This is a genomic window from Algoriphagus antarcticus (assembly GCF_002150685.1).
Taxonomy (GTDB): Bacteria; Bacteroidota; Bacteroidia; order Cytophagales; family Cyclobacteriaceae; genus Algoriphagus; species Algoriphagus antarcticus.
Window position 1 is genome coordinate 81,100 of sequence record NZ_MSSW01000004.1, and the last position, 15,724, is coordinate 96,823.

At 40.4% G+C, this 15,724-nt stretch carries 10 protein-coding genes; 8 read left to right on the forward strand and 2 right to left on the reverse strand.

Annotated features, from left to right (window positions below; genetic code table 11):
• The first annotated feature begins 23 nt into the window (after positions 1–23).
• From BVH04_RS03350 to BVH04_RS03365, 4 genes are all read left to right on the forward strand, one after another.
• The gene (locus BVH04_RS03350; RefSeq protein WP_086539915.1) at positions 24–1,232 is read left to right on the forward strand and encodes a tetratricopeptide repeat protein; all 1,209 of its coding nucleotides are present in this window, start codon (positions 24–26) and stop codon (positions 1,230–1,232) included.
• Positions 1,233–1,407: 175 nt separating this feature from the next.
• Positions 1,408–2,538: an acyloxyacyl hydrolase gene (locus BVH04_RS03355; protein ID WP_086539916.1), complete on the forward strand. Its 1,131-nt coding sequence runs from the start codon at positions 1,408–1,410 to the stop codon at positions 2,536–2,538.
• Between the two features lie 82 nt (positions 2,539–2,620).
• The gene (locus tag BVH04_RS03360) at positions 2,621–5,077 is read left to right on the forward strand and encodes a PIG-L family deacetylase (RefSeq protein WP_086539917.1); all 2,457 of its coding nucleotides are present in this window, start codon (positions 2,621–2,623) and stop codon (positions 5,075–5,077) included.
• Between the two features lie 103 nt (positions 5,078–5,180).
• Positions 5,181–6,893 (forward strand): sodium:solute symporter, encoded by a 1,713-nt coding sequence (locus BVH04_RS03365; RefSeq protein WP_086539918.1) that lies wholly within the window; start codon positions 5,181–5,183, stop codon positions 6,891–6,893.
• Positions 6,894–7,190: 297 nt separating this feature from the next.
• Here BVH04_RS03365 and BVH04_RS03370 read toward each other — a convergent pair whose 3' ends face one another.
• Positions 7,191–8,036: a DUF2911 domain-containing protein gene (locus BVH04_RS03370; RefSeq protein WP_086539919.1), complete on the reverse strand. Its 846-nt coding sequence runs from the start codon at positions 8,034–8,036 to the stop codon at positions 7,191–7,193.
• 189 nt (positions 8,037–8,225) lie between these two features.
• On the opposite strand from BVH04_RS03370, the gene BVH04_RS03375 reads away from it, so the two are divergent.
• Positions 8,226–9,146 carry a 2-hydroxyacid dehydrogenase gene (locus BVH04_RS03375; protein ID WP_086539920.1) on the forward strand — a complete coding sequence of 307 codons (921 nt, stop codon included), beginning with the start codon at positions 8,226–8,228 and terminating at the stop codon, positions 9,144–9,146.
• 194 nt (positions 9,147–9,340) lie between these two features.
• A complete protein-coding gene (locus tag BVH04_RS03380) occupies positions 9,341–10,183 on the forward strand; it encodes a universal stress protein (RefSeq protein ID WP_086539921.1) in 843 nt (280 codons plus the stop codon).
• Between the two features lie 178 nt (positions 10,184–10,361).
• Here BVH04_RS03380 and BVH04_RS03385 read toward each other — a convergent pair whose 3' ends face one another.
• Positions 10,362–11,081 (reverse strand): tetratricopeptide repeat protein, encoded by a 720-nt coding sequence (locus BVH04_RS03385; RefSeq protein WP_086539953.1) that lies wholly within the window; start codon positions 11,079–11,081, stop codon positions 10,362–10,364.
• Positions 11,082–11,483: 402 nt separating this feature from the next.
• Between BVH04_RS03385 and holA the strand changes: the two genes are divergently transcribed.
• Together holA and BVH04_RS03395 are read left to right on the forward strand one after the other, a co-directional pair.
• On the forward strand, positions 11,484–12,512 hold the full coding sequence (gene holA, locus BVH04_RS03390; RefSeq protein ID WP_086539922.1) for a DNA polymerase III subunit delta: 1,029 nt from the start codon (positions 11,484–11,486) through the stop codon (positions 12,510–12,512).
• A gap of 218 nt (positions 12,513–12,730) precedes the next feature.
• Positions 12,731–15,721 (forward strand): tetratricopeptide repeat protein, encoded by a 2,991-nt coding sequence (locus tag BVH04_RS03395; RefSeq protein WP_086539923.1) that lies wholly within the window; start codon positions 12,731–12,733, stop codon positions 15,719–15,721.
• Positions 15,722–15,724 lie beyond the last annotated feature (3 nt).

Sequence of the window (15,724 nt, forward strand, 5' to 3'; positions counted from 1 at the left end):
CCAAACAAGATAAACACGCTAAAATGAAGAAGCTAATTCTATCAATGGCCTTGATCGGTGCAACGACTCTGGCTTTTGCACAAAAAAAAGTGGTTCGCTCGGCAGAGAAAAACTTCAAATCCGGAGATCTAGCTGCTGCACTGACTGATGTGGAAGCTGCCAGTAATGATCCGGAAACAGGAAGCGATCCTGCCACTTATCTACTTAAAGCCCAAATTGAAACCAAAATCTTTGGTTCAGACTCTTCTAATACCGCTTCAACTCTGGAAACAGGGCAAGCAGCATTCGATACTTACAATAAGGCTTTTGAAATGGCTGGAAGTAATAAAGAAGATGGTATAGGGGAAGAGGTATATGCAGAGGATTTACCTGGTGTTCCGGCTAATCTTAGACCTTACTCAATTTTGACACTTAAAAACTTAGCCTTTGATAAGGGCGGTGAAAGGTACAATGCTGAGGACGTTGAAATGGCCTATGAATTCTTTGACTTAGCTGGGCAAGTAGATCTTACTGATACTACAGTGCACTACAACGCTGGTTTCATTGCAAATGATTTGGGCAAATTTGACGAGGCAAAGAAGCATTTTGGATATTTACTGGATATTGAGGAGTACAACAAATTAACTGTTTACTACTTAATGGTTCAAATATTAAGTGGTGAGGAAAATCCTGAAGCAGCGTACGACATCATCATGGCAGGTAGAGAAGACTATCCAGAAGATAAAGTTCTTGCTGAATATGAGATTCAATTGTTACTTCAACTGAACAAAATGGACGAGGCTATGGCATCTATTCAGGATGCACTGAAAAATGATCCTAATAATGCAGGTATTCTATTGAGATCAGGTTATCTAAAGGAGCAAGCTGGTGATATGACAGGTGCGCTAGAAGATTATAAAAAGTCTGTAGTGGCCGATCCTAGTTTCTATGATGGCAACTATTATACTGGAGCCCTTTTGTTGGAGAAATCAAGAGCTATTCTTGCTGAATTAAGTGCTCTTCCTGATGCTGAATGGGAAGCCAGATCAGAAAAAATGGGTGGTGAAGCAAATCTTTACTACAAAGAAGCAGTTCCATATTTCGAGAAAGCATTGGAGATCAGAGCTGATAATACGGACATAATGGCGATTCTATATCAGGTTCATACTAGATTGAAAAATGATGCAGAAGCTGAAAAGTATAACAAGAAGCTAATTGAATTGAAAGGTCCAAACTGGATTGAAGGCAATTAATAAGTAAATTGAAATTATAGTAAAAGCCTCCTGAAAGAATCGGGAGGCTTTTTTAATTTTGATTTTCTAACAAATGTTAGCTATACACTCTCTAATTCTTATGTAATTGTGTTTCAAAAATAATAGGCTGGTTTTACAATATTTTTATCTTTGCCAACAGAAATTCATAGCAGCTATGAGATTGCACAAAGTGCCAATTATAACTTTTATATTTTTTGGATTGGTCGCTCAGCAAGTAGAGGCGCAATCGAAAAATTTTTTTGAGCTTTCCTATGACCGAGGACCCATAATCAGTAATCACAACGACTGGTCAGATGTACTAATCGACAAAATAGGTTATGCCGGAGTTGATGTGAGAATTGGCTGGAGGAGTAGTAAGAATACCTACTACAATTACATCAATAGATATCCGAGCTACGGATTGGGGTTTACTACCGCTGTTAATTACTATTCAGAGATTGGGAGGCCGATGGGAATCTACGCATTTGGCGAGTTTCCTTTTGGTAAGAATATTTTTGACCGTAAACTCAATTTTAGCTACTACTCCCAAATTGGTTTGGGTTTCAATATGAATCCATATAGTGTCGAAACGAATCCAATCAATGGATTTGTAAGTTCAGCCATCAATGCACACATTCATTTTGGATTTAAAGCTTCCTATCAATTCTCTGAATTATTCGAAGTTTTTTCTTCAATTGGCACCAAGCATTATTCCAATGGCTCCATCAAAAAGCCTAATTCTGGAATCAATTTTATCCCTATTGCAATTGGACTTCGGGTGAATCTTGACAAAGAGGAATTCAATCCTGGCGCCAAACCTGATTTTCCTCTCTTAGAGAAGAGAGGATATTGGAATATAGCAGCTTACACCGGTTTGAAAAGCTATGATATAGGAGAGAAAACCTATTTTAGAGGAGGTTTGGGAGTGAATTACCTTTGGGAGTTTTCTTACAAATATAGAGGCGGAATAGGTTTAGATTGGTTTTATGGAGCTGGAGCGCACGATCGCTATCCTAATGAAAATATCTCTTTTTCAGATGTGAACTCTTTTGCCGTGGTTGGCTCCTGGGAATGGAAACTTACCGAGAATTTGTACATGCCTGTAGCGCTCGGAGTTTACCTGAGTAGGGCACAATACAACCAAGAAGTAAATGGTTTTTATGAGCGAATTGGTGTTCGATACAGGATGAACAATAATACTTTTGTAGGTATACAGATCAAAGCCCACAAGGCAAAGGCTGACTTTTTTGAGTTTACGTTGGGATACACTATTCCCGACAAACATAAAAAAGTCACAGGGCTTTAACTGGTTCTTCTTCCATTAATCAAATAATGTTTTTATTTCCATCTGGCTTGTTCTAGCTTGTAGCGTTAAATTATGCCCATTTATGACCAAGCTTATATTGCTCAGGTTTTTAGCGTTTCTTTTTGTTTCGCTAACCAGTTTGATCTGTGTTTCACAATCCCTACCATCTTCTGCCATTTATCATCAGCTACTTCAGCTCAAGGAAACCAAAAGAGTGCTGTATGTGGCAGCACATCCTGATGATGAAAATACGCAGCTGATTTCCGCTCTCCGAAATGGTGAGCATGTGCAAGTGGCATATTTGAGTTTGACGAGAGGTGATGGGGGCCAAAATTTGATTGGTAAAGAACTGGGAATTGAACTTGGCCAGATCCGAACGCAGGAATTGCTTCGTGCCCGCGAGACAGATGGCGGAAGACAGTTTTTTACCCGAGCAATGGATTTTGGCTACTCCAAGAATCCTGATGAAACCTTACAAAATTGGGATAAGCAAAAGGTGCTTTCTGATGTGGTTTGGGTAATAAGAAATTTCAGACCAGATATTATCATTACCAGATTCAACACCATTCCGGGTGGGAATCATGGACATCATACCACTTCAGCGATTTTGGCTGAAGAAGCATTTGATTTAGCCGCTGATCCTTTAGCGTTTCCAGAGCAATTGAAGTACACAGAAACATGGCAGCCGAAAAGAATATTTTGGAATTCTTACAATTTTGGAGGAGAATTTAAAGCTTTAGAATCTGAGCAATATGCTGTATTTCCAGTAGGGGAATTTAATAGCTTACTCGGAAAAACCTACAGTCAAATAGCTGCAAATAGCCGTACCATGCACAAGTCGCAGGGTTTTGGAGCTACGCCTAGAATAGGTGCCGCCGAGGATCATTTACAATTCATCAAAGGAGAGGCTTTTGAAATATCAGCTTTCGAGGGAATTCCTGATCGCTGGATGGAGCTGGATGGAGGCAAGGAAATAGAATCGATGATTCAAACTGCGATTGAGAAATTTGACTTTAAAGATCCTGCTTTCAACCTTAAATCTCTGATGCAAATCCGTTCAAAACTATTAGCTCTTAACTCCAAAACTTCATGGGTAATTGAAAAAACCAAGAAGTTGGATGAGGTTATTTTTGATGTGTTGGGTTTGAAGATAGAGTTTGTGACAAATCAGGAACTTGGTCATGCAGGTGAAGCGATCAAGGCAAACTTGGTGGTCAATAATCCTTCTGTTGTATTACTCACAGAAGCTTCATTTCAGCTTTACGATGCTTCCTATTCAGCGAAGAAAAATGTTATTGCTAATAATGATCCTGCTCTAATTCCTGTTGAATTTCAAATTGCTGAAAACGCCGCCTTATCTCAACCTTATTGGCTAGTAAATCAAGTAGTTGATGCGATCTACGATGTGAAAGATCAGCTTATGATCGGTAAACCTTTCAACGATATGAAAGTTGGAGGTGAGTTGACTTTCAAAATTGACAGCCAGGAATTTAAAACTTCCATTCCACTGGAATACAAATACAATGATCAGGTGGATGGAGAAGTAAAGCAGCCTTTTACTATTGTTCCTGAGATAGATTTAGAAGTTTCTGATCAAAATGTGTTTTTGATTTCAGGAGTAAATCCTGTTGTCACCGTTACTGTTAACTTCAATGGCGGATTGAAAGACGGAGAATTGACTTTTGGCAATCTTCAAAAATCTGAGTTTGAGATTTTAGGAATGGGTGAAAATTTACTCCAGAAGAAAAGAGTTTACAGAGTTACTTTCAAACTGGACAAAAATGAAAAGCGAGAAGTGGTAGCACAGTTTACCACCACTGAAGGAAAAGTGTATGACCAGATTACCCATCGCATCTCCTACAAACATATTCCGAATTTGACCTATTTTTCTCCAGCGGGGATGAATTTGATTCAGGAAAACTGGAAAGTGTCTGGAGCTAAAATCGGCTACATCATGGGAGCTGGCGACGATGTGCCAGCAGTGCTTTCTTCGCTAGGTTATCAGGTGAGTGAAATCACAGATTATTCCTTGGCAAATCTTTCCCAATATAAAAGTATCGTAGTAGGAATCAGAGCGTACAATACCAATTCAGATCTCGCCACCAATCAACCAAACCTCATGAAGTATGTAGAAAATGGGGGAACTATGGTACTGCAATACAATGTGAGTAGACCACTTCTGATTGACAACCTTGGGCCTTATCCCTTCGCTATCAGCAGAGATCGGGTGACAGTGGAAGATTCTCCATTTGAGGCTGATTGGGATCATCCGATTTTGGCGGGGCCAAATAAGATAACATCAGCTGATTTTGACGGTTGGGATCAGGAAAGAGGATTGTATTTTGCATCAGCTATCGCTCATGAATATTCCTCTCCGCTTACGTTCCAAGATCCAAATGAGGAACCTTTGAACGGCTCATTGATTTACACGAAATATGGCAAAGGGACATATATTTATACCGGAATCTCGTTCTTTAGAGAATTGCCAGCTGGTGTACCAGGAGCTACTAAATTATTCATCAACTTGATCGAGCAATAGTTTTGGACGAGAAACCTATCCGTTGGAAATACTTGTATGCAGGATTGATTGCATGTCTTTTTATACTCATGGCCTTATTTTATTGGCTTAATGTGGCCTACGCATGAGCACATTAGATTGGGTAGTACTATTTGGTACGTTGACGCTTATTGCTACCTATGGAGTGTATAAAACGTACGGCCCCAAGAGTTTGGATTCTTACCTACGAGGTAAAAACTCAACGAATTGGTGGACGATCGGATTATCCATTATGGCCACCCAAGCTTCGGCTATCACCTTTCTGAGTACTCCGGGACAGGCCTATGAAGATGGGATGAGGTTCATTCAGTTTTACTTTGGTTTACCCTTGGCGATGATTATTATCTCGGTAGTTTTCATTCCGATTTATTACAAACTGAAAGTTTACACGGCATACGAATTCCTGGAGAATCGCTTTGACCTGAAAACAAGGACACTTGCGGCCTTGCTTTTTATCATACAGAGAGGCTTGGCAGCTGGAATTACCATCTATGCACCAGCGATTATTCTATCTACTTTACTTGGCTGGAATCTGACGGTTACAAATATTCTGATTGGATCAGTGGTCATTCTCTATACCGTTTCTGGCGGTACGGAAGCCGTATCTATCACCCAGAAGCAGCAAATGGCTGTGATGATGGGAGGGATGATTCTGGCAGGAATTATTGTCATTCAGATGCTCCCAATTTCCTTTCAAGAAGCTATGCATGTAGCGGGAAAGATGGATAAGCTGAATATGATCAACTTCGAATTTGACATCTCGGATCGGTACAATGTCTGGTCTGGAATGACTGCAGCCGTTTTTCTTTTCCTCTCTTATTTTGGTACAGATCAAAGCCAGGTGCAACGGTATCTTTCAGGACAGACCCTTTCGCAAAGTCGGATGGGCTTGATCATGAATGGTTTTTTGAAGATCCCAATGCAATTCATCATTCTATTTATCGGAGTGATGGTCTTCGTGTTTTACCAGTTCTTTTTACCTCCAGTTGTTTTCAACAAAGTGCAAACCGATAAGCTTCGCCAAAGCGAGTATTCAGGCGAGTTTGAAGGATTGGAAGCCGAATACGCTGAGAATTTCGAAGAAAGTAAAACTTCCTATCTGAATATGCTTGATGCGATAGATCAAAAAGATCAAGCGCGTGAAACTGAAATTCGGGAGAAATTATTTGGTTTGAAAACGGAGCAGAAAGCAATTCGGGATGAGGTGAAGGAATTAATCGTTACCAATGATCCAGTGGCAGAGACTAGGGATACGGATTACGTGTTTATGCGCTTTGTGATGGACCATCTTCCTAAGGGCATTATAGGATTGCTTTTCGCTGTAATTTTCTCGGCAGCCATGTCATCTACGGCTTCTGAACTGAATGCACTCGGTTCCACTACTACAATAGATTTATATAAGCGATCCATCAAGAAAGATGCAAGCGATAAGCACTATGTGAAATCCTCCAAGCTGTTTACCGCTTTTTGGGGGCTGGGAGCAATTCTCTTTGCTACCTATGCGTCATTATTTGAAAATTTGATTCAGGCAGTTAATCTACTTGGCTCGCTATTTTATGGGACGATCCTTGGGATATTCTTGGTGGCTTTCTTTATGAAGTGGGTGCAGGGGCAAGCTGTATTTATAGCTGCTTTGCTATCCCAAGCGCTGGTTTTATTTGTGCACTTCAACAATGGGGATGTGGTGGATGGCAATCTCTGGGATATAGGATTTCTTTGGTATAATCCCATAGGCTGCCTGGCAGTAATGCTATTTGCGGCGTTGATTCAGCTGGTGTTTCCTCCTAAAAATGCCTAACCAAATCTACACAATAGAAGCCTCCTGATTGGGAGGCTTCATTTTTTTGAAATTTTTAACCACAGAGTTCGCTGAGGTTTACTCAGAGAGTACCATTTATTATTTCATTTGTATAGTCACTTTTCTGCCCGTATAGAAACGAAAGCATGATAGAATCCACAAAACACTCGCAGGACCTGACATCGGTATTAGGTTCCGCCGCTTAGGACAGGTACCTGTTTTCCCGCTTACCTCAGCGACTTAACCACGCCGTAGTCTGTGTCTCCACAGACCACCACATATTCCGGTCTATCAGACTTACTTCAACGACTTGATCAATCTTTCATTCAAGCCCACATAATCCTGATTTCCTGCTTCTTCTGCCAAGTCAATTGCCTCTTCGGCAGTTTCTGCTGCATCTGTTTTTTTGCCTAAAGCGGCTTCTATTTTAGCCTTGAGATGCATTGTCCAATACTTAGGATCATCTTCTACAGACTCATTTATCCAGCTGTATGCCTGATTCATGTCTTTGCTATTGGTGTAATAATAGCTTGCTGCAGAATATAATAAGCTCGGATCTGTGCTATTACCGTCGATTACATATTCCTTGATTTGAGCCATTACAAGTGGATCTACCTCAGTTTCTATTCTGAAATCTACCCGAGTATTTTCCCATTTCAATGAGAGATCAGAACCTGTATCGGTCATATTTGCAAAGCTGATTTCGAAGGTTTCATTCTTCTTGCTAAGTTTTGCAGGCTCAGTTTTGAATCTGATCACGTCCTCACTTTGCTCGTAACCAATAGCTCCCCAAAGCTTGATGTTTTTGGAAAGAATCATCGTCCACTCAGATTTGCCCGGAATAGCATAAAGTGCATATTGACCGGCTGGAATGGTCTTACCATCTACGATTACATCTGTGGAAAAAGAAAGCACGGTAGCTCCATTTGCACCAGTTCGCCAAACCTGTCCGTAAGGAACCAGCTCTCCAAAAATCTTACGACCCTTTGTACTTGGCCTGCTGTAATCTACCGTCACATCCGTCAAACCTACTTTTTGGGCAATCTTAGCCGATGGGGAGGCCTGAGGCATTTGGATTTGCTGCGCAAAAGAACCTAGACTGCAGAGCAAAAAGGCTAAAGTGAATGCTAATTTTTGTTTCATTGAAATGGAATTTATAATTTGGTTTTAAGTTACTTAAGCGTAAAATTTGATAGTATGTTTTGAAAAGAGCTGCAATTTGATGCTTTTTTATGCAATATTTTAAAATGCATCACTCATTTTTTATCGCATGAACTAGAACTTATTTCAAGTGTTTTTCATCATCAATTTATATCCTCCGTATAGATCATTATGAGTTTAGCTATTATTAGTCCCGGCAAGAATCCGAAAATTTGGATTAAAGAATTTAAAGTCCTAGCGCCCGATTTGGCCGTAGAGACCTATCCCAAAATCACAGAACCTGAAAAAGTAGAATATGTGTTCCTGTGGCAACATCCCGAAGGTATACTTTCTGATTACCCAAACTTGAAACTCATCAGCTCGATGGGGGCTGGAGTAGATCATATTTTGAAGGATAAGACGATCCCTTCATCTATTCCCATAGTGCGAATAGTGGATGAAAAACTAACTTTTTCTATGACCAACTATGTGGTGATGGCTGTTCTCAATTTTCATAGACAGAAGCTGCGCTACCAAGTAAATCAGACGCGGAAGATCTGGGATATGAGTAACCCAGAGTTAGATGTGACAGTAGGAGTGATGGGAGTGGGGGCTTTGGGAAAAGATGTAATGGACAAACTCAATTACATGGGGTTTCCTGTAGTTGGATTTGGCTTTTCAGATAAACCTGATTTTGAATATCCGTATTACAAAAAGGATAATTTGGATGAGTTTTTAAAGGAAGTTAATGTATTGGTTTGCTTGCTTCCACTTACTCCCGACACCGAAAACATCTTAAATGGCGAACTGTTTGAGAAGTGCAATCCTAATACGTATCTAATAAATGTAGCTCGGGGAAAACATTTGGTAGAGGATGATTTGATCATAGCTTTAGAAGAGGGTCATATATCCGGAGCGATGCTTGACGTGTATAGACAGGAGCCTTTACCTAAAGATCATCCTTTTTGGGAAAATTGGAAAATAACAATGACTCCACACATAGCAAGTGTGACTAATCCTCAAGCTGCTGCCCCGCAAGTGATAGAAAATATCAAGCGGATCAGGGAAAACAGAGAATTGGTCAATGTAGTAAATAGAACAAGAGGTTATTAAGCATATCTGTATATCCGCTTTTATGCCAGTAGGCTCACTTCTTTAGAGGCACAATGACGGGTGACCGAGGACCGAAGTACCTCATGGCTAGGTTTTAGCCTTTTTTTATTTTAGTTAACATATAAACTCTTAGATTCAAGTGATAAACGCATCGCCTCGTTGCAGAAAATGGGCAATTAAAAATAAGAATAGCTATGGCACCGACTTTTAAAATTTTATGTCCGACAGATTTTTCCGAATGCTCATTGAATGCCATTGAGTATGCTACTAGATTGGGCGAGAAATACAATTCTGATTTGATTCTATTCCATGTGTTAAATAGGGAAGATTATAAAAAACTATCTCCTATAGATGCCTCTGGAAAACATCAAATGGAATTTGTGCAAGAAAAGCTTCAAAACCTGCAGGATGCTGTCTTGAAAGAAAGCATAGAAAAGGGGCTAAAAAGTTGCATTACTGTAGTAAAAGAAGGGAGTATTGTCAAAGAGACATTAGCTTACGCTGCCGAAATAAATGCTAGTTTGATCGTAGTCGGAACTGAAGGGGTGAATGATTTTAGGGAAAATATTATAGGCTCACGTGCCAGCAGAATCGTCGAGCAGTCTGATCGTGATATCCTGGTTGTACCAAGAAAAGTTTATTTCAGAGCTCCCCGCAAGCTTGTCTATGCAAGTGACTACATGGAAGAGGATAAAATTGCCATTCAGAAAATCGTGGAACTAGCCAGATTTTTCGATTCAGAAATCGACTTGGTACACGTCAGCACTACGCACAAAGCACTTGACAAATCATTGCACATGGCCATGATCGAGGAAATACAGCCTTTTATCAAGTATGATAAAGTCAATTTCGTCTTAAAATCATTTCGTGACGATATTGCCTTGGGGTTGGAAAATTACCTGCAAACAGCAAAAGGTGATATATTGGTGACCCTAAGTGAAAAGAAGTCTTTCTTTGATCAGATTTTTTCAAAAAGCCTCTCGAAAAAAATGGCCTATTTCATCAGTAAGCCCCTGTGGGTGATCAAGTCTTTTTAGAGTTTTTTCTGAAGGTCTAATTTAACCACGGAGGTCACAAAGAAAGGCGTAAAGGTCACAGGTAATTTTATTTTTTTTATGACTACGAAGTGGTTTGACCCCGTTGGGATCTTTTAAAAAAATCCTTATGGAAAGGCTTCAGCAAATTAATTGTAGAGTTCAAGTATCGAATTTTCCCTCATTCCACTTTTCCGCCAACCAATTTTTTTAAATAATTAGTGAATTCTCTTCGAGTTTTAGCACTGGTGAAAACCGAACCAAGTGTTTTCACAAAATGTCCAAAACTCATTTCTTTTTTTCGAGATGTAATACCAGGTTTTGCTTTACCTTTTGGGTCGATCTCAGGGAAGTTTGAGCTTTCTTGTTTTGTCTTGGGAATCGAACTCTCTCCTGGCTTATTGTCTACTAAATCATCAGCCTTTTCAAAGCTCTTCTTTGACCTTTGCTGATATCCCAGTTTCTCCTCCACCATACCTTTATTATTATGCGAAACTGCATCTTCCGGATCCAGTTCTATAGCTTTCTCATAGTCTGCTATTGCTCCTTCCAAATCTCCGATTCGATCTTTTAAGTAAGCACGACTACTGTAGCGATACGGGTTTTTAGGATCGAGATTTGCCGCCCGATCCAATTCACTAAGCGCTTCCTCATTTCTTTTGAGCAAGTGCAGAACAACCGCTCGATCAGAAATAAAGTCAGTATTGTAGGGCTCTAGCGAGGTGATGAAATCAAAATCAACCAAAGCTTCCTCAGTTCTACCAAGTCGAGAAAGTATCCTTCCACGATTGAGATGTAGTTGAGGCTGATCTGCAGTAGCTTTTACCAACACATCAAAAATGACCAATGCCTCCTCAAATTTCCCTGATTTGTATAATTCAATTCCTTTTTCTAAACTCATGTTTTTGTCTTTTTTATCGCTTTTTTTTACCACAGAGGGCATAAAGGTTTTCGCAGAGAGCGCAATTAATATTTGTCACACGTGGTTTGAGTCTTATGATTTGCACATAAATCATTGCAGTCTTTAGACTGCCCTGTTCTACTTAACACTTTTCATCTCTCTCAATTCACTATTACTTACTACTTTTTACCTCTTACCACTTACTACCTCACCACTTACCCCTTACAACCCCTAACCCTTACCACTTACCACCTCTTACCACTTACCACTTACCACTTTCCACCTCTTAACAATAACAAGACAAATTTAAGCCCTGAATAGTTTAACAAAGAATCTTTCTCTGGTTTTTGCCAGCTATACGATCGGGATGTTATCTTTAAGCTCCCAAGAATTTATCACCTAATGCCTCAAAATCCACAAACGGTACTTAAAGACCTGAAAGCGAAAAAGTTTGCTCCCATTTACTTTTTGGACGGGGAGGAGCCTTTCTTTATTGATGAGATTGTAGACTTCATTGAAAAGAATGCGATAGCGGAGCATGAGCGTGGTTTTAATCAAGTTGTGCTATATGGCAAAGACTCCAATGTTGGTCTGATCCTGAACAATGCAAGGAAATTCCCGATGATGTCTGATCGACAAGTGGTGATCATCAAGGAAGCTCAAAGTCTTGCGGATTTGGGTAAGGAGGATATGCAAAAGCTGCTGATCAGCTATGTGCAAAATCCACTTCCAAGTACGATTTTGGTTTTTGCGCATAAGTATAAAAAACTGGACGGGAGAACTGCGCTTTATAAAGAACTGGACAAGAAAACGGTATATGTGCGCTCAGACAAGATTAAAGATTACAAGCTGACCGATTGGATAGAAGGATTCATTAAAGAAACTGAGCACTCAATTGATAAGCGAGCAGCACAGCTTTTGTCAGATTCGATTGGGAATAACCTGGAAGTACTTTCCAATGAGATAGGGAAGATGCTGATCAATTTTCGTGAACCTACGAAAATCACCAATGAGCACATTTCTAAGTATATAGGGATCAATAAGGATTACAATAATTTTGAGTTTTTGAATGCAATCGGATTCAAGGATGTGGTGAAGGCAAACAAGATCATTCATTATTTTATCCAAAACCCGAAAGCAAACCCAGTGATTCCTATGTTTTCGCTGCTGTTCAACTATTTTACCAGAATAGCTTTGATTCATCAGGCGAAAAAAACTGGAGCAAATGAACAACAACTTGCGAGCCTCTTGGGGCTTCCTCCTTTTGTAGTCAAAGAATATTTGGTAGCGTCCCGAAACTATAATTTGGGCAAGGTAATTGATGTGTTCGCATACATCAAAGAGGCTGATCTTCGTTTCAAAGGAGTTGACTCCGGAAGTCTGAGCGAAGCCGAAAACCTCCGCGAGCTTGTTTACAAGATTTTGCACTGATTACCAAAGCCACTCTATGAAATCGAGCATGACTGCAAGCTTTATATAGAGGGATGATTTTGCACCGTGCGAGATTCCACCAGCCTACCGGCAGGCAGGTATGCCCATTGAAAGTCAATTAAAAACATATGAAATCCAGCATTTCAACGGCCACATACGGGAATGATTACAAATCAAGCGAGATTCCATATGGCCTTTAAAAGACAAATAATAATCATATGAAATATCACCTTGTGCTCCTTGCGAGCCTTGGACTTAGTTTGGAGGCGTATTCCCAGTCTACCCTCTATCAGACCAGTCCACAACAGCAACTAGATCACAATCTGGAGCTTTTTGATAAGCAGCTTTTTTCTGCAAGTATCTATGACAATACCAGACTTCTAGAAAAACCTGTCAACTCCGGACAGGCAAAAGCAGCAGAACTGAATCGTGCGATGGCGGCATTGCAGTTGGAAAGTCCAGACGGGGCTGGCTTGATGAAAAGCTACATTTATGATCATGGAAATGATCCTTCTGTGACCACTGCAGGGTTGTATCTGGGAGATCATTTTTTCTTCAAAAGGAATTTCTCGGAGGCCATCGATAGTTATAAATTGGTCGATACCAATAGGCTACCTGTAGAGAATCAAGCCGAAGTGTTTTTCAAGCAAGGCTATTCACATTTCCAGCTCAACCAATATGCAGAAGCTGCTCCCTATTTCGATTCCGGTAAAGCGCTAAACCAGCAGGCGAGTTTTGATTCCTATTACTACAGTGGCTTCATCGCCATGGAAAACGGGAATACCGATAAAGCTATCGCTGATCTTCAGACTGCTTCCCAATCACCTTTCTACGCAGACAAAGTCCCTTACCTATTGGCAGCGCTTTATTACAGGCAAGGCAGCTATGATCAATTGATCTCTTTTGCGGAGCCGAAGTTGAAGACAGGGCAAAACCTTGAGAAAAAGGATGTTATTTATCTGTACTTGGCAGAGGCATATTATGCCAAAAGGAACTTCCCCAAAGCAGCAGAAAACTACGATGCTTTCATCAATTCGCAAAAAGGCAAAGAGTTAGGAAGAGAGGAAATCTATAAAGCTGGAATTTCTCAATTTGAAATCAAAAACTACCAACGCGCTACCGATTACCTTAAAGTATCAGCCTCAGCGTCTGACGAGATAGGTCAAGCTTCCAGTTATTATTTGGCTCAATCGTATTTGAAACTTGAAAATTATCAATTTGCTTCTACGAGCTTTCAGTCAGCTGCAAAATCTGATTTTAACCCGGCGATCAAGGAAGAATCAATTTTTAACTACGCTAAAGTAAACTTGCAGAAAGGGAGTTTCCAGGATGCGATCACCGCTTTGGATGAATATGTGGAAACGTATCCTTCAGGAAAATACAGGGCAGAAGCTGAGAATTTGCTTTCTGAAGCATTGGTAAATACCAACGATTACCTGCGCGCCATCGATCAGATGGATAAAATCCCCAAGAAATCTCCTAGGATCCAGGAAGCTTATCAAAAAGTAGCGTTCTATCAGGCGATGGTTTATTACCGTGATCAGAAGTGGAACCCATCATTGGCATATTTGGATAAATCACTGCAATATCCGGTTGATAAAAGTTTGCTTCTGGATTCTCATTTCTGGAAAGGAGAAATCAATTCTGCTGCAGATAATTTGCCGCAGGCGATCAAAGCTTACGAATCAGTACTTAGCAATCGTCCTTCTGGAGCAAATGGTACTGTTGCCAAAACCCATTATGGACTTGGCTACGCTTACTTCAACTCTCAGCAATATCCAAAAGCGGAGGAGCAATTCAGAAAATTCACAGAAAACAGACTAATCATCGCCAATAAGCAGCAATACGATGACGCGATATTAAGATTGGGAGATTGTTACTATGTGCAGAAGAGATTTGGTGAGGCAGCTTCCACTTTCCAGCGAGCGATCAACGAAGGGAATTCCGGAGTAGATTATGCCTACTATAGATTGGCTGTGGTTCAAAACTTCCAATCTAGCAATCAGCAAGCTTTAGGTCAACTGGATGTACTGATTTCCCGCTATCCCAATAGCTTGTATCTGGAAGATGCGCTGTATCAGCGTGGTCAGATCTATATGGAAGAAACCAGTTATCAAGCTGCTTCAGTTTCTTTCTCTGATTTGCTGAGCACCAAGCCAAATAGCCCATTTGTCCCATACGCATTAGAAGGAAGGGCTGTCGCAAATTTCTCTCTTCAAAATTACGATCAGACGATTAAGGATTACAGTACGATCTTAAATAACCATCCAAATTCAGAAAATTCTGAAACAGCGCTAAAAGGTCTCCAGGAAACACTGGCACTTCAGGGAAGATCTGGTGAATTTTCTGATTATTTAACCAAATATAAAGGAGCTAATCCAAGTAATGGAAGCGTTCAGTCTTTGGAATTTGAAGCCGCGAAAGGGACATTTTTCGATAAGAACTATTCTCAGGCAATACGGGGATTTGAAAGTTACCTGAAGAATTATCCTCAGTCAGCTCAGCGGGCAGATGCACTTTACTTTTTGGGAGATAGCTATATGCAAGTCGGTGATTCGGATAAAGCATTGACACAATTCAAAACCTTAGAAAAAGAACCTGCTTCTCCGCAGCGAATTCGTGCTATGCAGAAGATAGGAACCATTGAATTGGAACGAGGAAACTTTGCGCAAGCAATTCCATATCTGGAGACATCGGTTCAAAATGCCCGCAGCAAACCTGAGGAAGCCGAGGCTGTTCAGGGTTTGATGATTGCGAATTTTGAGACCAAGAAATATCAGCAGGCGATTACCCAAGCCGAGCGTTTAGCTACGCTGGATGGAGTGATTCCTGAATCTTCTCCAAAGGCATTGCTTATCAAAGCAAAGTCTCAACGTGATTTGAACCAAAAACCACAGTCAGAATTGACTTTGACGGCTTTGGTTGCTGATTACAAAACTGAGCAGGGAGCAGAAGGGCTTTATTTGTTGGCATTTGCAGCGCAAGAGAAAGGTGAAGTGACGCAATCCAATGAATTGATATTTGATCAGTCAGGCCCATTTGTCAATTATGACTATTGGTACGGGAGGATCTTCTTGCTTTTGGCAGATAACTATGTGAAAAGTGGAGAGGAGTTCCAGGCGAAAGCGACCTTGGAATCAATCGTTGGAAATTCTACCAATGCTGAAATCAAACAAATGGCTCAATCCAAACTTCAAACCCTTAAGTAAACC